This is a genomic window from Sphingomonas sp. LC-1 (assembly GCF_025371035.1).
Classification (GTDB): Bacteria; Pseudomonadota; Alphaproteobacteria; order Sphingomonadales; family Sphingomonadaceae; genus Sphingomonas; species Sphingomonas sanguinis_E.
On the sequence record NZ_JANZXB010000002.1, the window covers coordinates 80,388 to 105,090 of the forward strand.

General features: G+C 66.6%; 27 protein-coding genes. 18 read left to right on the plus strand and 9 right to left on the minus strand.

The annotated features are described in order from the left end of the window. The first annotated feature begins 17 nt into the window (after window positions 1–17). Window positions 18–1,235 (plus strand): GGDEF domain-containing protein, encoded by a 1,218-nt coding sequence (locus NZL82_RS03110; protein ID WP_261268322.1) that lies wholly within the window; start codon window positions 18–20, stop codon window positions 1,233–1,235. Here the strand turns inward: NZL82_RS03110 and NZL82_RS03115 are convergent. Then, window positions 1,204–2,415, minus strand: coding sequence for an LL-diaminopimelate aminotransferase (locus NZL82_RS03115; RefSeq protein ID WP_261268323.1), 1,212 nt, complete (start codon window positions 2,413–2,415; stop codon window positions 1,204–1,206). The genes NZL82_RS03110 and NZL82_RS03115 overlap by 32 nt on opposite strands. A gap of 120 nt (window positions 2,416–2,535) precedes the next feature. On the opposite strand from NZL82_RS03115, the gene NZL82_RS03120 reads away from it, so the two are divergent. From NZL82_RS03120 to NZL82_RS03160, 9 genes are all read left to right on the plus strand, one after another. After that, entirely contained in the window at window positions 2,536–4,263 is a 1,728-nt protein-coding gene (locus NZL82_RS03120; RefSeq protein WP_261268324.1) for an alpha/beta hydrolase, read from the plus strand. A gap of 77 nt (window positions 4,264–4,340) precedes the next feature. Next, entirely contained in the window at window positions 4,341–5,183 is an 843-nt protein-coding gene (gene phaP / locus NZL82_RS03125; RefSeq protein ID WP_405051338.1) for a TIGR01841 family phasin, read from the plus strand. A 216-nt stretch (window positions 5,184–5,399) separates the two neighbouring features. Next, on the plus strand, window positions 5,400–5,747 hold the full coding sequence (locus NZL82_RS03130; protein WP_261268326.1) for a hypothetical protein: 348 nt from the start codon (window positions 5,400–5,402) through the stop codon (window positions 5,745–5,747). Window positions 5,748–5,761: 14 nt separating this feature from the next. Continuing rightward, window positions 5,762–6,703, plus strand: coding sequence for a bifunctional diaminohydroxyphosphoribosylaminopyrimidine deaminase/5-amino-6-(5-phosphoribosylamino)uracil reductase RibD (gene ribD, locus NZL82_RS03135; RefSeq protein WP_261268646.1), 942 nt, complete (start codon window positions 5,762–5,764; stop codon window positions 6,701–6,703). Between the two features lies 1 nt (window position 6,704). Then, entirely contained in the window at window positions 6,705–7,307 is a 603-nt protein-coding gene (locus NZL82_RS03140) for a riboflavin synthase (protein WP_261268327.1), read from the plus strand. Then, a complete protein-coding gene (gene ribB / locus NZL82_RS03145; protein ID WP_261268328.1) occupies window positions 7,297–8,448 on the plus strand; it encodes a 3,4-dihydroxy-2-butanone-4-phosphate synthase in 1,152 nt (383 codons plus the stop codon). The genes NZL82_RS03140 and ribB overlap by 11 nt, the downstream gene beginning before the upstream one ends. Next, window positions 8,448–8,867, plus strand: coding sequence for a 6,7-dimethyl-8-ribityllumazine synthase (gene ribH, locus NZL82_RS03150; RefSeq protein ID WP_076714215.1), 420 nt, complete (start codon window positions 8,448–8,450; stop codon window positions 8,865–8,867). Before ribB ends, ribH begins: the two co-directional genes overlap by 1 nt. Then, the gene (locus NZL82_RS03155; RefSeq protein WP_261268329.1) at window positions 8,864–9,412 is read left to right on the plus strand and encodes a GNAT family N-acetyltransferase; all 549 of its coding nucleotides are present in this window, start codon (window positions 8,864–8,866) and stop codon (window positions 9,410–9,412) included. Before ribH ends, NZL82_RS03155 begins: the two co-directional genes overlap by 4 nt. Beyond that, window positions 9,409–9,834 (plus strand): hypothetical protein, encoded by a 426-nt coding sequence (locus NZL82_RS03160; protein ID WP_261268330.1) that lies wholly within the window; start codon window positions 9,409–9,411, stop codon window positions 9,832–9,834. Before NZL82_RS03155 ends, NZL82_RS03160 begins: the two co-directional genes overlap by 4 nt. A gap of 160 nt (window positions 9,835–9,994) precedes the next feature. On the opposite strand, the gene NZL82_RS03165 is transcribed toward NZL82_RS03160, so the two are convergent. Then, a complete protein-coding gene (locus NZL82_RS03165; protein WP_261268331.1) occupies window positions 9,995–11,089 on the minus strand; it encodes an alkene reductase in 1,095 nt (364 codons plus the stop codon). A 65-nt stretch (window positions 11,090–11,154) separates the two neighbouring features. On the opposite strand from NZL82_RS03165, the gene NZL82_RS03170 reads away from it, so the two are divergent. The 6 genes from NZL82_RS03170 (at window position 11,155) to NZL82_RS03195 (ending at window position 17,324) form a co-directional block, all read left to right on the plus strand. Further along, a complete protein-coding gene (locus NZL82_RS03170) occupies window positions 11,155–12,135 on the plus strand; it encodes a DMT family transporter (protein WP_261268332.1) in 981 nt (326 codons plus the stop codon). Further along, entirely contained in the window at window positions 12,132–12,806 is a 675-nt protein-coding gene (locus NZL82_RS03175; protein WP_261268333.1) for a COQ9 family protein, read from the plus strand. Before NZL82_RS03170 ends, NZL82_RS03175 begins: the two co-directional genes overlap by 4 nt. 139 nt (window positions 12,807–12,945) lie before the next feature. Then, on the plus strand, window positions 12,946–13,197 hold the full coding sequence (locus NZL82_RS03180; protein ID WP_042488197.1) for a FeoA family protein: 252 nt from the start codon (window positions 12,946–12,948) through the stop codon (window positions 13,195–13,197). A gap of 23 nt (window positions 13,198–13,220) precedes the next feature. Further along, window positions 13,221–15,080, plus strand: a complete 1,860-nt coding sequence (locus NZL82_RS03185; RefSeq protein WP_261268334.1) for a ferrous iron transporter B — start codon at window positions 13,221–13,223, stop codon at window positions 15,078–15,080. 21 nt (window positions 15,081–15,101) lie between these two features. After that, complete coding sequence (gene ssb / locus NZL82_RS03190) at window positions 15,102–15,692, plus strand: single-stranded DNA-binding protein (protein ID WP_261268335.1); 591 nt, start codon at window positions 15,102–15,104, stop codon at window positions 15,690–15,692. An 87-nt stretch (window positions 15,693–15,779) separates the two neighbouring features. Further along, on the plus strand, window positions 15,780–17,324 hold the full coding sequence (locus tag NZL82_RS03195; RefSeq protein ID WP_261268336.1) for a sensor histidine kinase: 1,545 nt from the start codon (window positions 15,780–15,782) through the stop codon (window positions 17,322–17,324). 72 nt (window positions 17,325–17,396) lie between these two features. Here the strand turns inward: NZL82_RS03195 and NZL82_RS03200 are convergent, their stop codons facing one another. The 3 genes from NZL82_RS03200 to NZL82_RS03210 all read right to left on the minus strand — a co-directional run bounded on the left by NZL82_RS03200 (window position 17,397) and on the right by NZL82_RS03210 (window position 19,610). Continuing rightward, window positions 17,397–17,792 carry a response regulator gene (locus NZL82_RS03200; protein ID WP_261268337.1) on the minus strand — a complete coding sequence of 132 codons (396 nt, stop codon included), beginning with the start codon at window positions 17,790–17,792 and terminating at the stop codon, window positions 17,397–17,399. Between the two features lie 67 nt (window positions 17,793–17,859). Continuing rightward, window positions 17,860–18,453: a methionine biosynthesis protein MetW gene (gene metW, locus NZL82_RS03205; RefSeq protein ID WP_261268338.1), complete on the minus strand. Its 594-nt coding sequence runs from the start codon at window positions 18,451–18,453 to the stop codon at window positions 17,860–17,862. Continuing rightward, window positions 18,450–19,610 (minus strand): homoserine O-acetyltransferase, encoded by a 1,161-nt coding sequence (locus NZL82_RS03210; RefSeq protein WP_261268339.1) that lies wholly within the window; start codon window positions 19,608–19,610, stop codon window positions 18,450–18,452. The genes metW and NZL82_RS03210 overlap by 4 nt, the downstream gene beginning before the upstream one ends. Before the next feature lie 64 nt (window positions 19,611–19,674). On the opposite strand from NZL82_RS03210, the gene hisC reads away from it, so the two are divergent. After that, the gene (hisC, locus tag NZL82_RS03215) at window positions 19,675–20,778 is read left to right on the plus strand and encodes a histidinol-phosphate transaminase (RefSeq protein ID WP_261268340.1); all 1,104 of its coding nucleotides are present in this window, start codon (window positions 19,675–19,677) and stop codon (window positions 20,776–20,778) included. Beyond that, a complete protein-coding gene (locus NZL82_RS03220) occupies window positions 20,778–21,689 on the plus strand; it encodes a prephenate/arogenate dehydrogenase family protein (RefSeq protein ID WP_261268341.1) in 912 nt (303 codons plus the stop codon). The genes hisC and NZL82_RS03220 overlap by 1 nt, the downstream gene beginning before the upstream one ends. Before the next feature lie 95 nt (window positions 21,690–21,784). Here the strand turns inward: NZL82_RS03220 and NZL82_RS03225 are convergent, their stop codons facing one another. From NZL82_RS03225 to ftsE, 4 genes are read right to left on the minus strand one after another with little or no spacing between them, the layout of a single operon-like run. Continuing rightward, entirely contained in the window at window positions 21,785–22,495 is a 711-nt protein-coding gene (locus NZL82_RS03225; RefSeq protein WP_261268342.1) for a 1-acyl-sn-glycerol-3-phosphate acyltransferase, read from the minus strand. Continuing rightward, entirely contained in the window at window positions 22,492–23,028 is a 537-nt protein-coding gene (locus NZL82_RS03230) for a YdcF family protein (protein WP_261268647.1), read from the minus strand. Before NZL82_RS03230 ends, NZL82_RS03225 begins: the two co-directional genes overlap by 4 nt. After that, complete coding sequence (locus NZL82_RS03235; protein ID WP_261268343.1) at window positions 23,025–23,927, minus strand: ABC transporter permease; 903 nt, start codon at window positions 23,925–23,927, stop codon at window positions 23,025–23,027. Before NZL82_RS03235 ends, NZL82_RS03230 begins: the two co-directional genes overlap by 4 nt. Continuing rightward, complete coding sequence (ftsE, locus tag NZL82_RS03240) at window positions 23,924–24,673, minus strand: cell division ATP-binding protein FtsE (protein ID WP_261268344.1); 750 nt, start codon at window positions 24,671–24,673, stop codon at window positions 23,924–23,926. Before ftsE ends, NZL82_RS03235 begins: the two co-directional genes overlap by 4 nt. Window positions 24,674–24,703: the final 30 nt, after the last annotated feature.

Genomic DNA, 24,703 nt, shown 5'->3' on the forward strand with positions numbered 1-24,703 from the left:
ACGAATCGGGGGCCGGATTGTTCACACTTGATATAGCCAGCCTGCAAGTCGTGGCGGCGCTCGGCAGCATATTATCCGGGCTGATCCATTTTTTCCCCGGCATGGTCGCTCGTGAGCCCGGACGCTGGCCCTATTGGTGGGGCACCGGCAAGATCCTGGTCGGCGCGAGCAATGCCCTGGGCCTGTGTTTCGACGGCAGCCGGCTTTCCCTTCTGGAGCGGATCAGCGACCTGTTCCTTCTCACCGGCCTGTGTTTGTGCGTCACCGGCCTGTCGATCTTCTCGCGACGTCGCCTACCACCCGCGATGATCTTTTTCCTGGCGGGGATGATGAGCTTCAGCGTGCTGCTGTTGCTGTACAGCGATCATGATTACCGGCTGCCGATCGTCGTGCTCGGCGGCACGCGGACGGTGTTGAACGCGACCACCGCCTGGATGCTGATCTCCATCGCGCAAACGGAAAAGCTGCGGACCGCCTGGGTCATGGGGCTGTTGTTCGCGGCATCGGTACCGCTGTTCGTGGTGCGCACCACGCTGTTGCTGGCCGCGTGGAACGACCCGAGCTGGGCCGACACCGCGCAATGGACCGCCGATTGGAGCATCGGCATCGCCATCATCCTCGTCTCGCTCAGCCATTTCGCGCTGTTGCTGATCAATGCGGAACGGGTGCAACGCGGATTGAGCGAACAGGCTTCGCGGGATCATCTGACCGGGGCGCTCAACCGGTTCGGCATGGGAGAGATCGAGTCGAAGCTTCGCGGCATGGTCACGCTGCTGCTGATCGACATCGACCGGTTCAAGGCGCTGAACGATGGACAGGGACATGCGGCGGGCGATGCGGCGCTGCGGATGCTGACCGATCTCGCGCAGCGGGAAATGGGAACGGGCGGCACCCTGGTGCGGATCGGCGGCGACGAGTTCCTGTGCATCCTGCCGGATCATGACGAAGTGACGGTGCGGTCGATCGCGACCCGGCTGTCCCACCGTTTCGACCGCGCGGTCGCGGCCCTGGCGGACGGACCCCTTTATCCTTCGCTCAGCATCGGCCTGTCGCGGGGGTGGGTCGATGGCAATCTCGATTCCCTGATCGAGCAGGCGGATGCCGCCATGTATGCGATCAAGCGCGTTCGCCACGCCGGCAGCCCGGTCGCCTATGCGACAGGCCAGGCGGCGGCGGGGAATCACCCTGCCGCCGCCCGCATCCTTACAGCGCCTTGGCCGAACCCGGCGTGTTGACGCCCATGGATTGCAGATAGCGCTTGATGTTGCGCGCCGCCTGGCGGAGCCGCTGCTCGTTCTCGACCATGGCGATGCGGACGAAGCCCTCGCCATTCTCGCCATAACCGACGCCCGGCGCCACCGCGACCTTGGCCTCGGTCAGCAACTGCTTGGAGAATTCCAGGCTGCCCAGATGCGCCAGTGCGGGGGGTAGCGGGGCCCAGGCGAACATCGAGGCGCGGGGGGAAGGGATGTCCCACCCGGCACGCCCGAAACTTTCGACCAGCACATCGCGACGCTTGTGGTAAAGCTGACGGTTCCGCTCGACAATGTCCTGCGGTCCGTTGAGCGCGGCGCAGGCCGCCGCCTGGATCGGCGTGAAGGCGCCGTAATCCAGATAGGACTTCACCCGCGTCATCGCCGCGATCAGCTTCTTGTTGCCGACCGCGAAGCCGATCCGCCAGCCCGCCATCGAATAGGTCTTGGACAGCGAGGTGAACTCGACCGCGACGTCCTTGCCGCCCTTGACCTGCAGGATCGAGGGGGTCGGATTGCCGTCATAATATAGCTCGGAATAGGCGAGGTCGCTCAGGATCCACAGCTCATGCTCCTTCGCGAACGCCACCAGCCGTTCGTAAAAGGCCAGGTCCACCGTCTCGGCGGTGGGATTGGACGGGTAGTTCACGACCAGCACCGAGGGGCGCGGCACAGTGAAGTGCATCGCCCGCTCCAGGCTCTCGAAATAGGCTTCGTCGGGCGTGGTCGGCACCGCCCGGATCGTCGCCCCCGCGATGATGAAGCCGAAGGTGTGGATCGGATAGGAGGGGTTCGGCGCCAGGATCACGTCGCCCGGCGCGGTGATCGCGGTCGCCAGCGACGCCAGCCCCTCCTTCGACCCCATGGTGACGACCACCTCGGTCTCGGGGTCGAGATCGACGCCGAAGCGGCGGCCATAATAGTTCGCCTGCGCGCGGCGGAGGCCCGGAATCCCCTTGGACTGGGAATAGCCGTGCGCGTCGGGCTTCTTGGCCACCTCGACGAGCTTGTCGAGCACATGGTCCGGCGGCGGCAGGTCGGGATTGCCCATGCCCAGATCGATGATGTCCTCGCCCCCCGCGCGCGCCGCCGCCCGCATCGCGTTGACTTCGGCGATGACATAGGGTGGCAGGCGCTTGATGCGGTAGAACTCTTCGGACATGGGTCCCTCTGTGTAACGAATTGGGACCCGATACTTAGCGCCTTTCGTTGAACAACGCGACCCGACATGACGGCGCAATATCCTGACGCTAGAGTGGGCCCAAACGAACGAGAGGATGCGATGACGGCCGCCCACGCGACAGCCCCCAATTCCACAGGCGCCCTGCCGACCCTGGAAGAATTGCAGCATTGGACCTGGGTGATGGGCCGGGCGCAGCAGATGATGATGGAGGCCGCGCTGACCCCGCCGCCCGAGGGCGTGCCGGTGGTGCCGGGCTTCAACGACCCCGCCACCGTCGAACGGGTCCGCGACTTCTGGTCCGATTCGATGAAGCTGTGGCAACGCTTCATCGACCCGGCCGCCGAACCCAGCATGGCCCCCAAGCCCGATCGCCGATTCAAGGCGGAACAGTGGCAGTCGCCGCTCTTCGATTGGATTCGGCAAAGCTATCAGGTGATCTCCGACCATATGCTGCGCGGCGTCGACGCGCTGGAGGGGGTGGAGCCCAAGCAGAAGGAGCAGATCCGCTTCGCCGCGCGCGCCTTTGTCGACGCCATGAGCCCGACCAATTTTCCGGCGACCAACCCGGAAGTGCTCGACAAGATCGTCGAGACGCGCGGCGAGAATCTGTTGAAAGGCTTGCAAAACATGCTCGCCGATCTGGGCCGCGGGCAGCTCACCCATAGCGATTCGCGCGCATTCGAGGTCGGCCGCAATCTGGCCGCCACGCCGGGCAAGGTGGTGAAGCGCACGCCGCTTTACGAACTGATCCAGTACACGCCCACCACCGGGCAGGTCGCGGCGGTGCCGATCCTGATCTTTCCGCCCTGGATCAACCGCTTCTACATCCTCGACCTCGCGCCCGAGAAGAGCCTGATCAAATGGCTGGTCGACCAGGGGTTCAGCGTCTTCATGGTGTCGTGGAAATCCGCCGACGCCACGATGAAGGACGTGATCTGGGACGATTACGTCACCGCGCAGGTCGACGCGATCGACACGGTGCGCGACCTGCTCGACGTGGAAGCGGTCCATACCGTCGGCTACTGCGTCGCGGGCACCACGCTCGCCGCGACGCTCGCCTATCTTTCGGCCAAAGGCGAGGCGGCCAAGGTCGCCAGCGCCACCTTCTTCACCGCGCAGGTCGATTTCTCGAAGGCGGGCGAGCTGCTCCACTTCGTCGATGACGAGCAACTGGCGCTGATCGGCGCGCTGTCGCCCGATGGTTTCCTCGACGGACGCTATCTGGCGGCGACCTTCAACCTGTTGCGCGGGCGCGACCTGATCTGGAATTACGTCACCAACAACTATCTGCTCGGGCGCGATTATATGCCGTTCGACCTGCTCCACTGGAATGGCGACGTCACCAACCTGCCCGCCAAATGGCATCTCAGCTATCTGACCGACCTTTACCGCGACAATCTTTTGATGACGCCGGGCGCGATGGCGGTGGCGGGGGTGCCGCTCGATCTGACCAAGGTGGCGACCCCGGCCTATATCCAGGCGGGGCGAGAGGATCATATCGCCCCGCCCGAAAGCGTGTGGAAGATCACCGAGGCCTTTACCGGCCCCTTGCGCTTCGTGCTGGCGGGGTCGGGGCATATTGCGGGCGTGGTGAATCCTCCGGCGGCGGGCAAATATCAATATTGGACCAATGATACGCCCGCCGAAACGCTCGCCGAGTTCGTCGCCGGGGCCAAAGAGACGAAGGGTAGCTGGTGGCCCGATTGGGCGGCGTGGCTTCGCACCCGCGACGCCGCCACCATCGTGGTGGAAGGCGCGCGCATACCAGGACAAGGCTCTCTCCCCGCCCTTGAAGACGCCCCCGGACTTTACGTCAGGCAACGCTGATCCGCTTTTGCTGCACTGCACAATGGACTTGATTTTCGCCCGCGAATCGCTATTGTGCAGCGCAACAAATCGGGAGAGTGCTGTTGGACAAGAACAAGCCGACCGTCACCGTTGCCAAGCCAGCGGCCAAAGCGCGTCGCGCGGCCAAGCCAGTCGCCGCCAAGACGCTGCCGGGCCTTCCTTCCGATCCCACGCCGACCGCCAAGCCCGTCGCCATCGAGACTGCTGCGCCTGAGAGCCCGAGCCTGCCGCTGGCCGTAAAGGTCGCGCAGCCTGCCCCGACGCCCAAGGCTCCGAAGGTCGCCGCGCCCAAGCCTGCCCCCAAGCCGGTGGCGGTGGCGCCCGAAGCCAAGCCGGTGGAGCCGCCCAAGCCCGCTCCGGCACCGGCTCGGGTGGCGGAGACCCCCGAAATTTCTTCCCCGACCGCCGCGGTTTCGGCGGACTCAAAGCCCAAGGACATGATCATGGACGCCACGAGCACCATCGAAAACGCCGCCCAGGACACCGCCGCCAAGACCCAGGCCTTTTTCGGCGACGCCCAGGCCCGCACCCAGGCTACCATGGAGAAGAGCGCCAAGCTGTTCGAGGACATGGTCGCCTTCAACAAGGGCAATCTGGAAGCGGTCGTCGAATCGTCGAAGATCGCCGCCAAGGGCGCCGAGTCGCTGGGCCAGGGCGCGGCGGACTATGCCAAGCGTTCGTTCGAAACCGCGACCCAGACGCTCCAGACCCTGTCGTCGGTCAAGTCGCCGACCGAGTTTCTGAAGCTTCAGTCGGACTTCGCCCGTTCGGCCTTCGACTCGATGGTCGCGCAGACCTCGCGCTCGACCGAGACGATGATGAAGCTGGCTGGCGAGATCGCCCAGCCGCTGAGCAACCGCTTCGCGGTCGCCGCCGAAAAGATGAAGACCGTCGCCTAATCCGCGAAGGGTTCCATCACCGGAATGAAGAGGGCGGTCGCCGATGCGGCCGCCCTTTTTTGTGCGTGTGGTGGATCACGCCCATTGGACAGGCGGACCGCGAACGGCTTTTGCCTCCCCCGTCCCCGGGCCGGGAGAGAGGCTTTTCGAAAACGACGCCGAGCCGCATTCCCATCCCCACTGGCATCCCGCGCGCGCCGCGCCTATCTTCTCCCCATGTCGTTCTTCGGCCGCTTCTCCCCCGTTCGCGCGATCCGCGACCTGCGATTCTTCTTGTCGCAGCGCCAGCCCTATGAGCTGGTCTTCCTGATGATCGCGATCGGGATCACCGGCTTCTTCATCTATGCCTTCGCCCGCGACGATTATGTGCCGGTGCCGTATAAGCCGGACATCATCTATGTCGAACAATGGCGCGCCGACCGCACCGATGCGGAGATCCGGGCGCAGCAGAAGATCGATTATGGAAAGAAGAAGCAGCGGCTGGCCGAGGAAAAGGCCGCCAAGGAACAGCGCCAGGCCGAATTCAAACGTGTGGACGATGCGCTGAACAAGTGGGGCATCTGACCGATCATCGCTGGATGGGCGCCGCGCTGGCCCTGGCGGGTCGCGGCGTCGGGCGGACCGCGCCCAATCCCAATGTCGGTTGCATCCTGATTCGTGACGGTCGCGTCTTGGGGCGCGGATGGACGCAGCCAAGCGGGCGCCCCCATGCCGAGGCGATGGCGCTGGCGGAGGCGGGCGAGGCGGCGCGTGGGGCGACCGCTTATGTCACGCTGGAGCCCTGTGCCCATGTCTCGCCCCGCGGCCCCGCCTGCACCGACCTGCTGATCGCCGCCGGAGTCGCACGAATCGTCGCGGCGATGGGCGATCCCGATCCCCGGACCAACGGCCAGGGCTTTGCCCGCGCCCGCGCCGCCGGGATTTCGGTGACGACCGGCGTGCGTGAGGCAGAGGCACGCGCGATGATCGCGGCTTTCCTGACCCGCCGGGCCAGGGGTCGCCCCTTCGTCACGCTGAAGCTCGCCACCTCGCTCGACGGCCGGATCGCGCGGCCCGATGGCGAGAGCCGCTGGATCACCGGCCCGCAAGCCCGCGCCCATACCCATTTGGAGCGCAGCCGCCACGAGGCGATTCTGGTCGGGCGTGGAACGCTGGAGGCGGATGTGCCCAGGCTAGACGTCCGCCTGCCGGGCCTGGAAGACCGCAGCCCCCGCCGAATCCTGCTCTCCCGCACCCCCGCACCCGGTTGGGAAACGATCCCCTCCCCCCATGCCATCGCCGATCTGGCGGGCGTCGACCGTCTCATGGTCGAGGGCGGCGCGCAAACTGCCTCGGCGTTCCTCGCCGCCGATCTGGTCGATCGGCTGCTCCTCTATCGCGCGCCGATCCTGATCGGCGAGGGTCGCGCGGCGCTGGGCGATATCGGATTGCACAGGCTGGCCGATGCGCATGGCCGCTGGCGCCTTGCCGACTCGCGGATGCTTGGCAGCGACCGGTTGGAGGTCTACGAGCGCGACTGATATGTTTACCGGGATCGTCACCGACATCGGCTCCGTCACCGCCGTCGAGGCGCGCGGCGACACGCGAGTCGTCATCGCCACCGCCTATGATACGGCGACCATCGACTTGGGCGCGTCGATCGCCTGTTCAGGCGTCTGCCTGACCGTGGTTGAGAAAGGCCCCGACTGGTTTGCGGTCGACGTCTCGGCCGAGACGATCGGGCGCACCGCCGACCAGTGGATCAGCGGCCAGCGCCTGAACCTCGAACGCGCGATGAAGCTGGGCGACGAGTTGGGCGGTCATATCGTCACCGGCCATGTCGATGGCGTCGGTCAGGTCATATCGGTTGCCGAGGAAGGCGGATCGCACCGCGTCTTCGTGGCCGTTCCGTCCGACCTCGCCCCCTTCATGGCGACCAAGGGTTCGGTCACGATCGACGGCGTCTCGCTGACCGTCAACAGTGTCGAGGATACGAACGACGGCACGGTGATCGGCCTGAACATCATCCCGCACACCGCCGCGGTCACCACGCTGGGCGGCATCGTGGAAGGCCAGCGCGTCAATATCGAGATCGATGTGCTCGCCCGTTACCTGCAGCGCATGGAGCATTATCGTGGCCGCTAATCCCGACGCTCTGGCCGGCCTGCGGCGCGGCTTCCTGTCCAGCCCCGAAGAGATCATCGACGAGGCGCGCAACGGCCGCATGTTCATCCTGGTCGATGACGAGGATCGCGAAAATGAAGGCGATCTGGTCATCCCCGCGCAGATGGCGACACCCGAGAAGGTCAACTTCATGGCGCGGCACGGGCGCGGCCTGATCTGCCTCGCCATGACGCGCGAGCGGGTCGACACGCTCGGCCTGCCGCTGATGAGCCCCAAGAACGGGACGCGGCACGAAACCGCCTTCACCATCTCGATCGAGGCGCGCGAGGGCGTGACGACCGGCATTTCGGCGGCCGATCGCGCACGGACCATCGCGGTGGCGATCGACGCGAGCCAAGGCCCCGACTCGCTGGTCACGCCCGGCCATGTCTTTCCGCTGGTCGCGCGCGACGGCGGCGTGCTGGTGCGCGCCGGCCATACCGAGGCGGCGGTCGATGTCGCGCGGCTGGCGGGGCTCAACCCCTCGGGCGTGATCTGCGAGATCATGAACGAGGATGGGACGATGGCGCGGATGGACGACCTCGTCTCCTTCGCGCAGCTCCACAATCTCAAGATCGGCACGATCCGCGACCTGATCGCCTATCGTCGCCGCTACGACCATCTGGTCGAGTTGCAATCCGAAGCCACGTTCGAGAGCGAATGGGGCGGCACCTGGACCGCGCGTGCCTATCGCAACAAGGCGACGGGCACCGAGCAGGTCGCTCTGGTCAAGGGCAAGCTGGACACCGACAAGCCGGTGCTGGTGCGGATGCACGCCATGACGCCCTTTGCGGACATGTTCGGCGAGGCCGGGCCGCGCGGCCATCTGCTCGCCAAGTCGATGCGGATGATCGCCGAGGAGGGCTCGGGCGTGATCGTCGTCATCAACCGCCCGCGCACCGACGCCTTCACCACCGCCGTCCGGCTGAAAGCGGGCGAGGAGGTGCAGATCGACATGGAGGAACTGCGCGATTACGGCGTCGGCGCGATGATCCTGGCCGAAATGGGCGTGCAGGACATGGTGCTGCTGACCAACACCCATCACACGCTGATCGGGCTCGACGGGTACGGCCTGTCGATCGTCGGCGAACGTCGCATCGAAAATTTTGAGGGAGACGCCTGATGGCGCATGTGTTGATCGTCGAGGCGCGCTTCTACGAGCATCTGAACGACCTGCTCCTGTCGGGCGCGCGCGCCGCGATCGAGGAGGCGGGCCACAGCCATGAGACGATCACCGTCCCCGGCGCGCTGGAGATTCCGGGCGCGGTGGCGATGGCGGCGGACACGGGGCGTTACGACGCCTTCGTCGCGATCGGCGTGGTGATCCGCGGCGAGACCTATCATTTCGAGATCGTCTCGAACGAGAGCGCGCGCGGGCTGATGGCTCTGACCATGGATGGCCTGCCCATCGGCAACGGCATCATCACCACCGAGAACGAAGCGCAGGCGCTGACCCGCGCCAAGCCGGACGAGAAGAACAAGGGCGGTGAGGCGGCCAAGGCGGCGCTCGCCATGCTGGCGCTCAAGGGCCGGTTCGGGTGACATCGCCCATCCTCCAGACCGAGCGGCTGACCTTACGGCTCCCCTCGGCGGAGGATTTCGAGGCCTGGGCGGCGTTCCATGCCGAGGAGGACACGATGCGCTTCCTGGGCGGCGTGCAGGCGCGCGGTGCGGCATGGCGAGGCCTGTGCACCATGGTGGGCGCGTGGAGCGTGCGCGGTTTCGCGATGTTCTCGGTGATCGAGCGCGCCACCGGCCGCTGGGTCGGCCGGATCGGGCCCTGGCAGCCCGAGGGCTGGCCGGGCCGCGAAGTCGGCTGGGGCGTGGCGCGCGAGTTCGCCGGGCGCGGCTATGCCCATGAGGCGGCGGTCGCGGCGATCGACTATGCCATCGATGTGCTGGGCTGGGACCATGTGATCCACACCATCGACCCGGAGAATATCGGCTCGATCAGGCTGGCGCAGCGGCTGGGGGCGGTGAACGAGGGACCGACTCGCCTGCCCGCACCGCTTGAGTCCTTTCGCGTTGACGCTTGGGGCCAGAGCGCCGACCAATGGCGCGCCCGGCGGGGTACAGCCTCCGCATGACCGACATGCCGCCCACCCGCTTTCGCGTCGTCGAGCGGGGCCGGCGGCTGGAAGTGATCGACACCCAGGCGGGCAAATCGCCGCCCGCGCAGCGGACGCCGACGCCGCGCCCGATCGCCTCGCCGAGCAAGCCGCGATTCCAGCTACCGGAGAAGCTGCGCTTCGACGGCGGGGGAAGCTGGGCGACCGATAGCTTCTACGACGCCAAGGGGCCGCGCACGCTGACGCTGGATACAGGCGCGATGCAGAAGTTGCGCTATGCCGGAGCCGGGTTGGTGGCGATGGTGGTCATCTGGGTGTTGCTGGCGTTCGCCATTCCCATCGTCTGGGGAGCACCGCTGCTGCTGTTCAATTCCAAGAGCCGCGAGACGGTGCGCGATCAGGTGACCGCCTTTCTCGACGGGCTGGATACCACCGAATAACCCCCACCTCCGTTCACGCTGGGCGAAGTCGCTGCCTACGCTTTGGGCTCGCGGCTTCGGACTCCCTTGGCCTTCGACTTCGCTCAGGCTGAACGGAGCAGGGAATATAGGTCAGGAGAGATACTGCGGGGGCGGGAGAATCACCCCCGCCCCCCGTCACTCACGCCGCGCGGGCCTGCTCGTCGAGCGTCGGATAGTCGATATATCCCTCCGGCCCCTGGCTGTACCAGGTCTTCATGTCGCTCTGGGTCAGCGGCGCATCGGTGCGCAGTCGTTCGGGCAGGTCCGGATTGGCCAGGAAGGTGCGACCGAACGCGATGGCATCCGCCACGCCCGAATCGAGCGCTCCTTGCGCCTTTTCCCGGCTGTCGAAATCGCTGTTGAGGATCAGCGGACCGGTAAAGACCTCGCGGATCTGCGGCGACAGCTTGGGTACGTCGGTGCTGCCATAGGTACCATCCGGCCCGATCTCACGCAGTTCGAGAAAGGCGATGCCAAGGTCCGACAGCATCTTCGCGGCGGGCACGAAGACCGAGGCCGGATCGCTGTCGTCCACGCCCTGGCTGTCGCCATTGGGCGACAGGCGCACCCCGACCCGCTCCTTGCCCGCGACCGCGATCACCCGCTCGGTGATCTCGCGGAGCAGGCGGATGCGGTTCTCCGGCGAGCCGCCATATTCATCCTCGCGATGATTGGCGTTGTCGCGCAGGAATTCGTCGATCAGATAACCATTGGCGGCATGGATCTGCACCCCGTCGAACCCGGCGGCCAGCGCATTGCGGGTGGCGAGCGCATAATCATCGAGCAGACGCGGAATCTCGGACAGTTCGAGCGGCCGGGCGGTCTCGAAATCCTGCTTGCCCTCGAAGGTATGCGCCTGCCCCTCGGTCCGGGTCGCGGAGGACGAGACCGGCTGCATCCCCGTCACCGAGCTGTGCACCTGGCGGCCCATATGCCAGAGCTGTGCGACGATCCGGCCGCCCGCCTTGTGCACGGCCGCGGTGACGGGCTTCCACGCCTCGACCTGTTCGTCGGTCCAAAGGCCCGGCGCATAGGGCCAGCCCAGGCCTTCGCGGCTGATACCGGTCGCCTCGGAGATGATGAGGCCCGCGCTCGCCCGCTGGGCATAATATTGCGCCATGATCGGCGTCGGCACCGCCTCGCGCGTCGCCCGCGCGCGGGTCAGCGGGGCCATCAGGATGCGGTTTGGCGCGTGAATGGCACCCAGATCGATGGGATCGAACAGCGTTGGCATCAAAATCAAATCCTTCTGTGGCCTTTCCGGCCTGACGCAACGCAGATAGGACGTTAAGGGAGCCCATGCCCGTATCCGCCCCCCCAAGAAAAAGTGAATTGTCTGAAAGCGTTCGTCTTTCGGACCGGAGCGGGCCCACCACCACGCCGCCTCTGGCCTTCGCGGCGGTCATCCTCGCCAATGTCGCGCTCGCCTTCGGGCCGCTGCTGGTGCGAATGGCCTATACCGGGCCGGTCGCCTCGGCCTTCTGGCGGATCACGCTGGCCGCGCCCGTGCTGGTGCTGGTCACGCTGCTAGGCTCCGCGCGGCCGCGTATGCCGGGCCGGGGGCAGGCCGGGCTCTGGGCGCTGCTGCTGATCGGCGGGATCGCCTTTGCGGGCGATCTGGGCGCCTGGCATATCGGCATCCGCCAGACGACGATGGCCAACGCCACGCTGTTCGGCAATTCGGCGACCTTCATCTTCCCGCTCTATGGCTTTCTGGTCGCACGCGCCTGGCCCTCGCGGATGCAGGGGATCGCGCTGATCCTGGCGGCGGTGGGGGCCGGGCTGTTGATGGGGCGTAGCTATCAGGTCGATCCGCGCCATCTGGTCGGCGATCTTCTATGCGTGCTCGCGGGGGTGCTGTATGCCTTTTACTTCATCCTGATGTCGCGGGTCCGCGTCGCCATGCCGCCGGTGCCGGCGCTCGCCTGGTCGACACTGGCCAGCATCGTGCCACTGTTCGTCTTCGCGGTGGTACTGGGCGAGCGGGTATGGCCCGATCAGTGGAGCCCGCTGATCCTGCTGGCGCTGGGGAGCCAGATCATCGGCCAGGGGTTGATGATCTATGCGCTGGGGCTGCTCAGCCCGCTGGTCGTCGGTCTCGCGCTGCTGGTACAGCCGATGGTGGCGACGGCGATTGGCTGGATCGTCTATGGCGAGACGCTGGCCCTGCCCGATCTGGCGGGGGTAGCGATGGTGGCGGTCGCGCTGGTGCTGGTGCGGCGCGGATCATCCAAGGCGGTTGCCAAGCCGGACGATAGGGACGACGAGAGAAGCCTATGACCGAGATTGCCATGACCGATGTTCAAGACCTGACCCTCGACGAGGTGCGCGTTGCGCTGGCCGACGGCATCGCGTCCAACGCCGCGTTCGACGGCTGGGGCGACGAAGCGCGCGACATGGCGGCGGATGCGGCCGGTATCGACCGCGACATCGCCCGGCTCGCCTTCAAGGACGGGCCGGTCGCGATGATCGACGCCTGGTTTGCCGCGATCGATGCCGCGATGGTCGCGGCGGTGCCGCGCGAACAGGCCGCCGCGATGAAGATCCGCCAGCGCATCACCGCACTGGTCGAAGCAAGACTGGAGGCCCTCGCCCCCAATCGCGAGGCGCTGCGCCGCGCGCTGACCATTCTCGCCATGCCGCAAAATGCCGCGAGCGGGGCGCGACTCGGCTGGCGGACGGTCGACACGATCTGGGCGCAGGCGGGCGATACGGCGACCGATTATAATCACTATACCAAGCGCGCGACGCTATTCGCCGTCTATGCCGCGACCATCGCTGCCTTCCTGAACGACGAGAGCGAAGGGCATGCCGACACCCGCGCCTTCCTGGCTCGCCGGATCGAGGGGATCATGCGGTTCGAGAAATGGAAGGCCGGCATGGTCAAGCGGGGCGAGAATATGCCCAGCCTGTCGCGGTTTATCGGGCGGTTGCGCTATCCGGCGGTGTGAGGCGGTTCGGGGTTGAGGGATTCCCCTGGCCTTAGACTTCGCTCAGGCTGAGCGAAGTCTAAGGCCACGCCCCAAACCCCGACATCCATTTCATCAACGGGTAATTGATAATCAATCGCACTGGGGTTATGTAGTCTCCATGGCGATGCTCAGCAGTCTCGAAACCCTTCCCCGGCGGCAACCGGCGACCGTGGCCGCGATCGACTGGACTCAGCTGGCGCTGCCCGAGGCGCGCCGGCTGCGCGAACTGGGTTTCGATGAAGGCGTGGGTGTGGAGGTGCTGCACCGCGCAACGCTGGGCGGTGGGCCGATCGCCTGCCGGATCGGCCGGATGACCGTGGCGCTGCGTCGCCGGGTTGCGGCATCGATCCGCGTCGCGACCGGCGCCTGAATTTTTGAGGTTCGCCTGATCTGATGAACGCCGCACCGCTGGTTGCGCTCGTCGGCAATCCCAATGCCGGCAAAAGCGCCCTGTTCAACGCGCTGACCGGCGCGCGGCAGAAAGTCGGAAATTACCCCGGCGTCACCGTCGAGCGGCATTCGGGCCGCCTCGTGCTGGAGGATGGCCGACCGGTCGAACTGGTCGACCTGCCCGGTGCCTATAGTCTCGATCCGGGCAGCCTGGACGAGCAGGTCACCCGCAATGTCGTGATGGGGTCGCAGGCGGGCGAGCGGCGCCCGGATGCGCTGGTCGTGGTGGTCGATGCCGCCAATCTCGACAATCATCTGCGCTTCGCGCTGCAACTGATCGCTCTGGGCCTGCCGGTGGTGGTCGCGCTAAACATGGTCGATCTGGCCGAGCGTGACGGGCTGACGCTCGATCCCGATATTCTAGCGCGCGAACTGGGCGTGAAGGTGATCCCGACCGTCGCGGTGCGCCGCCGTGGCCTCGATGCGCTGAAGGCCGAGGTCGACCGGCTGGTGTCCGAGGAGCGTGCCCGTCCGATCGCCCCTGCCGACCAGATCGACGACATCGTCACGCTGCAACGCCGCGCCCGCCAGATCGCGGCGGCGGCGACCGTGGCGGAGACGCCCGTCCGCCGCTGGACGCACATGCTCGACTCGGTCGCGCTGCACCCCATTGCGGGGCCGATCCTGCTGGTCGCGCTGCTCTTCGTCATGTTCCAGGCGGTCTTCGCTTGGTCCGAAGCGCCGGTCGGCTGGATCGAGCAGGGCTTTGTCTGGTTGGAGGCCCAGGTCGGCGCCGCCCTGCCCGAGGGCTGGTTCCGCAGCCTCATCACCGATGGCCTGATCGCCGGTGTCGGCGCGGTCATCGTCTTCCTGCCGCAGATCCTGATCCTGTTCCTGTTCATCTTGGTGCTGGAGGCGAGCGGATATATGGTCCGCGCCGCCTTCCTGATGGACCGCCTGATGGCGCAGGTCGGGCTGTCGGGCCGCGCCTTCATTCCGCTGCTGTCGTCCTTCGCCTGTGCGGTGCCGGGCATCATGGCGACGCGGACGATCGATGACGAGAAGGACCGGCTGACCACCATTCTGATCGCGCCGCTGATGACCTGTTCGGCGCGCCTGCCCGTCTACACCATCATCATCGGCGCATTCATTCCCGACCGGCAGGTGCTGCCCTTTGTCGGGCTACAGGGGCTGGTGCTGCTCGGCCTGTATCTGATGGGCATTGTCGGTGCGTTCGTCGCCGCGCTGCTGCTCCGGCGTACCGTCACCAAGGGCGCGTCGTCGGGCTTCATGATGGAGATGCCGAAGTACCAGTGGCCGCATATCCGCGACGTGTTGCTCGGCCTGTGGAGCCGTGCGCTGATCTTCCTGAAGCGCGCGGGCACCACCATCGCGCTGACCACCGTGATCCTGTGGGCGCTGCTGTCCTTCCCCAAGCCGCCGGAAGGCTCGGGCATCTCGCCGGTCGATTATTCGGTTGCGGGTCGCATCGCCAGCGGGATCGAGGTCGTGGTGCGCCCGATCGGCTTCAACCGCGATATCTCCCTGGCACTCGTCCCCGCCATGGCGGCACGCGAAGTGGCGGTGGCCGCAATCGGCACCGTCTACGCCATCGACGATACCGAGCATGAGGGCGGGCAGAAGGCGATGACCGACAAGCTCAAGCGCAACTGGTCGCTGCCCACCGCGCTCGCCTTCCTGATGTGGTTCGTCTTCGCACCCCAGTGCATCTCGACCATCGCGGTGACGCGAAGGGAAACCAACGGATGGCGCTGGCCCGCCTTCATGGTGGGGTACCTTTTCGTGACCGCTTATGTCATGGCGGGCATCACATATTGGCTGGCTGTTTTCGCCGGCCTCTGAACCAAGCACGGGACTGAATACATGGCGGGCAGCGTCAACAAGGTGATTCTCGTCGGCAATCTGGGACGCGATCCCGAGAGCCGCTCCTTCCAGAATGGCGGCAAGGTGGTCGAGCTGCGCATCGCCACGTCCGAATCGTGGAAGGACCGCAATAGCGGCGAGCGGAAGGAAAAGACCGAGTGGCACACGGTCAAGATCTTCAACGAAGGTCTCGCCAACGTCGCCGAGCGGTTCCTGCGCAAGGGCTCGAAGGTCTATATCGAAGGCGCGCTGACCACCCGCAAGTGGCAGGACCAACAGGGTAATGACCGCTATTCGACCGAAGTGACGCTGCAGGGCTTCAACTCGGTGCTGACCATGCTCGACGGCCCCGGTGGCGGTCAGGGCGGCGGCGGTAGCCGTGGCGGCGGCGATTTCGGCGGTGGCGATGATTTCGGCGGCGGCGACTTTGGCGGCGGATCGAGCGGATTCGGCGGCGGATCGTCGGGCGGCGGCTATGGCGGCGGTCAGCGCGGCGGTTCTTCGTCCTCGGGCGGGAACGGTGGCAATCGTGGCGGGTTCGGACAGGGCGGCGGTTTCGCCGACGATCTGGATGACGACGTTCCCTTCTGATCGGGGCACGGGTTCCATGGTGCGAGGATGGATCGAGAAGGTTTTAGGACCGGCCTGATATTCGGCCAGACGGATGGGAAGACGGATATGCTCGACCCATCGGTGTTGACATACGAACGGCGCGCGGCGATGATCCGATCCTATGACCTGGCGGGGTATCGCGAAAGCGGGCACCTGGACGATCTGGCGGCCTTTGCCGCCGAACTCTGCGCAACCCCGGTGGCACTGGTCAGCCTGGTCGAGGAGGAGACCCAACGGTTTCTCGCCGTGGTCGGGCTGGAGGCGGATCAGTCGCCTCGCGATACATCCTTCTGCGCCCATGCGATGATCGGCCGCGAGGCGACGATGGTGGTGCCGGATGCGCGCGCCGACCCGCGCTTCGCCGATTTCTCCCTCGTCACCGGGCCGCCCTATATCCGCTTCTATGCGGGTGCGCGGCTCCTGTCGCATGAGGGGGTGCCGCTGGGCGCGATCTGCGTCATCTCGCCCGAGCCCCGACCGCAGGGGCTGACCCCATTCCAGCAGCGCGGTCTGGAGATCCTGGCGACCGCCGTCATGGGCCGGTTGCAGGACCGTCGTGCCCAGCGCGAGCATGAACAGACGGTCGAGGCCTCCGAGGCGCGCGTTGCCGATAGCGAGCAGCGTTTTCGAACCCTGGCCGACACCATGCCGCAAATGGTCTGGTCGACGCTGCCCGACGGCTTTCACGATTATTATAATGCGCGCTGGTATGAGTTTACGGGGATGCCCGACGGCTCGACCGATGGCGAGGCCTGGAACGGCATGTTCCATGAGGACGACCAGCAGCGCGCCTGGACGCTATGGCGTCATAGCCTGGCGACCGGCGATCCCTATCAGATCGAATATCGGTTGCGGCATCGCGACGGCACCTATCGCTGGGTGCTGGGCCGCGCGCTGCCGATCCGGGACGCGAACGGGCAGATCACCCGCTGGTTCGGCACCTGCACCGACATTCACGAACAGAAGCTGGCACTGGAAGAACGCGAGATCGTCAGCCAGGAGCTGAGCCACCGGATCAAGAATATCTTTGCGGTGATCTCCGGCCTGATCGCCTTTGCCGCGCGCAGCCATCCGGGCTTTGGCGCGATCGCCAGCGACCTGCGCGACCGGATCACCGCGCTGGGCCGTGCGCACGACTTCGTCCGCCCCCATAGTCCGCAGTCGCAGCCCAAGGCGCGGCAGGATTCGCTCCACGGCCTGCTCGGCGATCTGTTCGAGCCCTATCGCGGCGATACCGAGGCGCGCATCCGGCTGGACGGGGACGATGTGCCGGTCGACGACCGTTCGGCGACGCCGCTGGCGCTGTTGTTCCACGAGCTGGCGACCAACGCCTCCAAATATGGCGCACTATCGGTCATGACCGGGCATGTCGTGCTGACGGTGACGCGGCGCGACGACATGGTGACGCTGTGCTGGCAGGAGCATGACGGCCCCGCGCTCGATGCCGCGCCGACCCGGATCGGATTCGGATCGCAACTGGTCGAGCTGTCGGCGGTGCGGCAATTGGGCGGCACGGTCGGGCGCGACTGGCGTGCGGAAGGACTGGTCGTGACGATCGAGGTCCCGCTGGCCGCGTTCAGCCGTCCGGCGGGGCTGGGCCCCGGCCGCTGAGCAGCTTTCCGAACGCATGATCATGGATTGGCAAAGAGGCCTGGGCCATGAAAGGCCCCGGCGGGAGAGGCTTTACATCGCCAGCTTGAGCGGCATCAATTCCTCGGACATCATGTCCGCGGCGGAACCGGTGGCCATGGCCGCCGCCGCCAGGATCGCCCGCTCGCTAAACGGTTTGCGGATATAGCCGAGCGCTTCGATATCGGTCGAAATCTGGGCGGGGTTGGCAGTGACGAAGACGATCTTCACCCCATAATCGTCGGCCAGCCGACGTGCGATGTCGGGGCCTGTCGCCCCGTCGCGCAGGTTCACATCGACAAAGGCAAAGGAGCAACCCGGCGCGGTCTCAAAGGCGGTGCGGCTGTCTGCCGCTATGCCGGCCACCTGATAGCCCGCATCGGTCAGAATGCGCTCTAGATCGAGGGCCACGAAAATTTCGTCTTCCACGATCAGGGCGGTTTGTCTCATGTCAAATTCCCGTCACTTTCGCCAATAACGGCCTTGATCGAAATAAAGTTCCGACTGTGTAGCGGTTCTAACGACGCAACAAAAATACGGCGTGCTCCGCGCGGACGTTCGCCGCCGCCGCACTGGTGGGTCGCCCGCGCGACAGGAACCAGCTTCCCTCCACAGTAATCCGCCGCTGCCGGACGAAGGCGCGGAAGTCGTCGATCGTCACATGATGGATGTTCGGCGTGTCATACCATTGTTCGGGCAGCAATTTCGTCACCGGCATCCGCCCGCCCCACAAAAGCGACAGCCGCACCCGCCAATGCGCGAAATTGGGGAAGGACACGAAAGCCCGCTGGCCGATGCGCAGCAGATGGTCGAGCACCTGGTCGGGCGCACGCGCGGTCTGAAGCGTCTGGCTGAGGATCGCATAGTCGAACCCCTTGTCGGGATAGCCCGCCAGATCGACGTCGGCGTCGCCCTGCACCACGGCCAGCCCGCGCGCGACGGCGGAGGCGACGTTGACCGGGTCGATCTCCAGCCCCCGCGCATCCACGCCCGAATCGTCGCGCAGCGCCGCCATCAACTGCCCGTCGCCGCATCCGATATCGAGCACGCGAGCGCCCCGTGCGACATGCGCGGCGATGATCGCCAGATCGGGGCGAAGCATCTCGCTCATGGCTCGGCCCGCAGGAAGCCGTCGATCACCCGGTTCATCTCGGGCGCTTCGAGCAGGAAGGCGTCATGGCCATAGGGGCTCGACAATTCCACGAAACTCGCCGCCGCGCCCGCCGCGTTGAGCGCCTGCACCACGGCACGCGACTCGGAGGTCGGATAGAGCCAGTCAGTGTCGAAGCTGACCAGACAGAAGCGGGTCTTCGTCCCCCGAAAGGCGTTGGCGAGCAGCCCGCCATGCTCCTCGGCGAGATCGAAATAATCCAGCGCGCGGGTGATGTAGAGGTAGCTGTTGGCGTCGAACCGGTCGACGAAGCTCAACCCCTGATGCCGCAAATAGCTTTCGACCTGGAAATCGGCGTCGAAACCGAAGCTCTTGGCGCCGTCCGGCCGATCGGGCCGTGCCTGGAGCCGCCGCCCGAACTTCTCGGTCAACCCTGCCTCGGACAGATAGGTGATGTGCGCCGCCATCCGCGCGACCGCTAGACCCGCCGCCGGGGGATCGTTGGCCTCGTAATAGGCGCCGCCGCGCCATTTCGGGTCGGCCATGATCGCCTGTCGCCCGACCTCGTGGAACGCGATGTTCTGGGCCGAATGCCTGGCGGTCGAGGCGACCATGACGCAGGCGCGGACCCGCTCGGGAAAGGTCGCGGCCCAACTGATCGCCTGCATCCCGCCCATCGATCCGCCGACCACCGCCTTCAACTGCCCCACGCCCAGATGGTCGAGCAGCATGGCTTGCGCGCGCACCATGTCGCGGATGGTGATGACGGGAAAGCGCATTCCCCAGGGTTCGGCCGTGGAGGGATCGGTGGTCGCGGGGCCGGACGATCCCATGCAACTGCCGATCACGTTCGAGCAGATGATGAAATGCCGCGCCGGATCGATCGGCTTGCCTTCCCCCACCAGCCGCGTCCACCAGCCAGGCTTGCCGGTGCGCGGATGGGGCGAGGCGACATGCTGGTCGCCGGTCAGCGCGTGGCAGATCAGGATCGCGTTCGAGCCATCGGCATTCAGCGTGCCATAGGTCTCATAGCCGATCTCGACCGGCGACAGCAGCCCCCCGCCATCGAGCCGAAGCGGCCCGGGCAGCACGATATGGCGTGACAGACCGAAACGCTGGTCGTCGCCAAGGGATTGTGCGGAAACGGAAGCGGCCATGGAGCCCTATCCGCTAGGCCGCGATGCTTGGCAACGCAAGGCCATGGCCGCTATGGCGTTTGCCATGACCGAGCTTACCGCCCCCGAACCGATCTCCTGGGTCAAGGCGATCGCGCCCTATGTCCCCGGCCGCGCGACGACCGATGACGGGCGCAAGGTCGCCAAACTCTCGTCCAACGAGAATCCGCTGGGCACCAGCGAGAAGGCGCGCACCGCCTTCGCCGCCGCCGCGCGGAATCTAGAGCGCTATCCGGATGCGGGCGCGACCGCGCTGCGCGAGGCGATCGGCGCGGTCCACGGCCTCGACCCGGCGCGAATCATCTATGGCACCGGCTCGGACGAGATTCTCCACCTTGCGGCGGGTGCGTTCGCGGGGCCGGGGGATGAGGTCATCCATGTCCGCTACGGCTTTTCCGTGTACGAGATCGCCACCCGGCGCGTCGGGGCGGAGCCGGTGGTGGTCGCCGATCACGAATACGCCACCGATGTCGACGCGATCCTGGCGGCCGTCACGGACAAGACACGGGTCGTCTTCGTCGCCAATCCCAACAATCCGACCGGCACCTATGCTGGCGCGGGTGAGATCGCCCGGCTGCACGCCGGGCTGCCGCCCCATGTCCTGCTGGTCCTCGACCAGGCCTATGCCGAATATCTGGCCGAGGGCGAGGATGATGGCGGGCTGGCGCTGGCCGAACGCGCGGCGAACGTGCTGGTCTCGCGCACCTTCTCCAAGATCCATGGCCTCGCCGCCGAGCGGATCGGCTGGGGCTATGCCGCCGCGCCGATCATCGATGCGCTGCACCGCATCCGCGCGCCGTTCAACGTGACCATCGCCGGGCAGAACGCCGCGATCGAGGCGATCCGCGACCGCGCCTTCGTAGAATCGTCGCGTGCCCATAACGCCCGCTGGCTGGCCTGGTTCGAGGAGCAGATCGCAAACCTCGGCAATGCCGGGCTTCGCTGCGTGCCATCCAAGGCCAATTTCTCGCTGGTCCTGTTCGAGGGCAAATTGACCGCAGAGCGCGCCTATCATGGACTGATGGACGCGGGTTACATCGTCCGCTGGCTGCCGAGCCAGGGGCTGGGCCATGCCCTGCGCATCACCATCGGCACCGAGGATGAGGTGAAGGGCGTGATCGCCGCGCTCCGCCGGATGGCTGCGGACTGATGCTGCCCTTTGCCCGGATCACCATCATCGGCCTGGGGCTGATCGGCTCCTCGGTCGCGCGCGCGGTGCGCGCGAACATGCCCACGGCGAGGCTCACCGGCTATGACGCCGATGCCGGCGTGCGCGAGACGGCACGGCGGATCGACCTGTGTGACGATGTCGCCGACAGCGCGGGTGCGGCAGTGATCGATGCCGATCTGGTGATGCTGTGCGTGCCCGTCGGCGCCATGGCGGCGGTCGCGGCCACGTTCGCCGACGACCTGCCCGCCGAGGCGATCGTCAGCGATGTCGGCGGGTCGAAGGAAAGTGTGGTCGCGGCGCTGCGTTCCGTCTTGCCGGATGCGATGCTGGTCCCCGGCCATCCGGTGGCAGGCACGGAGAATAGCGGCCCGGAAAGCGGCTTTGCGACCTTGTTCCGCGGCCGCTGGTGCATCCTGACCCCGGAGGAACATTGCCCCGAAGCCCCGGTCGCCCGGCTGCGCGCCTTCTGGGAAGCGCTGGGCGCGAATGTCGAGTTGATGACACCGCGCCATCACGACCTCGTCCTGGCGGTGACCAGCCACGTTCCGCACCTGATCGCCTATTCGATCGTGGGCACCGCTTCCGACCTGGAAGACGTGACGCAAGGCGAAGTCATCAAGTTCTCCGCTGGCGGTTTTCGAGACTTCACCCGGATCGCCGCCTCCGATCCGACCATGTGGCGTGACGTGTTCCTCAACAATCGCGAGGCGGTGCTGGAGATCTTACAACGCCTGACAGAGGATGTGACGATGCTCCAGCGCGCGATCCGCTGGGGCGATGGCGATACCCTGTTCGACCTGTTCAGCCGCACCCGCGCCATCCGTCGCTCGATCATCGACCAAGGCCAGGACGACGCCCGCGAGGATTTCGGGCGGAGTCACGGGGGATAAATCGTCCCCGGCACGGGAGGGCCATGGGGAGCATGGCGGAAGGGGGGTAGACGTAAAAATGGGCGTCCCTTGCGGAAGCCCCCCTCCGTCAGGGTTTATGCTCTGCCACCGCCCCGCGCCGGTGAGGATTCCAGGGCATTCATCGCCGCATGAACCCTAGCCTCCGCCTCCGCACGTGGCAGCCCGGGCGGAATCACCTCGCCGAAGCGCAGCGTCACGACACCCGGCCTCTTCAAGCCTTTGCGCGGCCAGACCAGCCCCGAATCGGTCGCCACCGGCACCACCGGCAGGTTGAGCATCCGGTATAGTCCCGCGAATCCGGGTTTCAGCGGCGGCGTTTCGCCGGGTTTCACCCGCGTCCCCTCGGGAAAGATCATGATCGCCCGCCCCTCGCCCACCGCGACCTGGGCGTCGCGCATCATCCCGCGCATCGCCCTGGCCGAGGCGCTGCGGTCCACCACGATCGCGCCATATTTGCGCACCGCCCAGCCCCAGAGCGGAATATTCGCCAGTTCGCGCTTCAGCACCATGGCGGGCGCGCCCAGCATCCGCTGCAACTCCATCGTCTCGAACATCGCCTGATGCTTGGCGGGGTAGAGCGCCGGGCTGGTCGGGCGCGTCCCCTCCACCACCACGCGGATGCCCAGGATCCAGCGGGTGCAGATCCGGTGAAACCGGGTCCAACCGGTCGCCCAGTGGATCACCGCCTGACGCCCACCCAGCGCGATCACTGGCGACAGCAGCGCCATGATCGCCGATACCGGATAGAAGATCGCCACGAAGACGATGTTACGAAGCAGAATCACGCACCAAACCCCGTCCAAAGCGCGACCCTGCGCAGGATCAGCTTGTTATATTCGTTGACCAGCGTCCCCAGCCGCGGCTCGGACGGCACGCCGTCCCCCAGCACCAGCACCTGCGAGCCCAAGGTCGCGGTCAATTCCATCTTCGCGCGCGGCAAATGCCAGTCGGAAGTGACCAGCCGCACCGTGCGATAGCCATGTTCGCGAACCCAGTTCGCCGTCTCCTCGGCATTGGAACGGGTATCGACCGCCTCGCCGCCCAGATCGATGCAGCAGGCAAACAGCGCGGGCGAGGTGTGATAGGTGCGCGCCAGATCGATCGGTCGCACTCCCGGCGCGACGCCCGTCACCAGCATCCGCTTGGCCTGATGCGCCTTGAGCAGCGCGATCCCCCGATCGATGCGCCCGGGGCCGCCGGTCGGCACCACGATCGCATCGGTGGTGTTGTTCTCCAGGGGGTGCGGCAGGGTCAGCATGAAGACCGCGAACCCCAGGCACCACGCCAGCGCCGCCAGACCGAACAGGCGCAGCATCAGAGCATCCGCCGCATCTGGGCCATTACCGCCAGCCGCGCCGCGACCACCGCCAGTGCGATAAAGGCGAAGGGCAGCGCGATCAGCATCGCCACATCCCCCATCCCCAGTCGCATGCCGCTCAGCAATTCCGAGTCCAGCGCACCCACTTGCCGCGCGACCAGCGCGATCGCGCCGCCCGCGACCACGCTGCCCACCACAGCACCGATTCCGGCATCGAGCGCGATTCGCCGCTGGAACAGCCGGGCGACCTGCCGGTCGGTCGCACCGAGCATATGGATGACCTCGATCGTCGCGCGATGCGCCTCCAAACCGGCGCGCGCCGCCAGCATGACCACCGCCGCCGTCGCCCCCAGCATCAACAGGATGATCGCCCCCGCGAGCCAGGCGGCGGTGTCGAGCAGGCGCCCGACGGGGCCCAGCCAGGTCGCATGGGCATCGACCCGCGCCGCCGGGCTGGTGCGCGCCACCGCCGCGCCGACACGGGCAATGGCGTCGCTCCGGTCGCTGGTCAGATCGACATCGATCAGCGCGGGCACCGGCAGCCCGGCGGCGGCGGCATCACCCCCCAGCCAGGGTTGCAGCATACGCGCCAGCTCGGCCTGGGGCACCGGCGTCGCGCGGGCGACATCGGGCAGGGTGCGCAGCACGGCCAGCACCCGCGCGGCCGCGGCGTCGCGACGCTGCGTCTCGCCCTCGACGATCTGAACGGTCAGTCGCCCCGCCATCTGTCGGTCCAGCGCCCCCGCCGCCCGCGCCGTGCCCAGTCCGGCGGCCCCGGCCAGCAGGGTCAGGAACAACATGATCGCAATCACCCAACTCATGACATGCGCACCGCCGACATCGTCCAGCGCCCGCGCCTCCGCCCCCGTCGCGCGCCGTGTCGTGTCGGCGCGCGTCACAACCCGCTCCGCACGATGGTCGACCGGGGTGGTTCGGCCCTGGGGGCGACGCCTGGCGGGGCGGTCGCCTCGGACGGTTCGGGATCGACCAGCCGTCCGTGCTCCAGATGCATATGGTGCGCACCCGTGATCCGGTCGATCAGATGCCAGTCATGCGTCGCCATCACCACCGTCGTCCCCAGCCGGTGCAGTGAGTTGAACAGGTGAAGCAACCGCTCCGCCATGACCGGATCGACATTGCCCGTCGGTTCGTCGGCAACCAGCAGTTCGGGGCGCGCGATCACCGCCCGCGCGATCGCCACCCGCTGCTGCTCGCCGCCCGAAAGCGTCGCCGGGCGAGCGCCCGACCGTTCGGACAGGCCGATCCAGGCCAGCATCTCGCGCACCGCCCGCGCAATCTCCAATTCGGCCATGCCCGCCACGCGCAGGGGCAGCGCGATATTGTCCGCCGCCGACAGGTGCGGGATCAGACGGAAATCCTGGAACACCACCCCGATCCGTCGCCGGAATCCGGGCAGACGGTCGCGCGGCAGGATCACCGCATCCTCGCCGAATAACCGGATGATTCCCCGACTGGGACGCTGCGACAGATATAAAAGCCGCAAGAGCGAGGTCTTTCCCGCACCGCTGGCCCCGGTCAGGAAATAGAATTGCCCCGAGCGCAACGTAAAGCTGACGTCGCACAGGGTTTCCTCGCCCGCACCATAGCGAAGGCCGACATTCTCGAACTGGACGATGTTCGCCATGCTCTCATGGCCTTGGCATGGCCCGCCCCG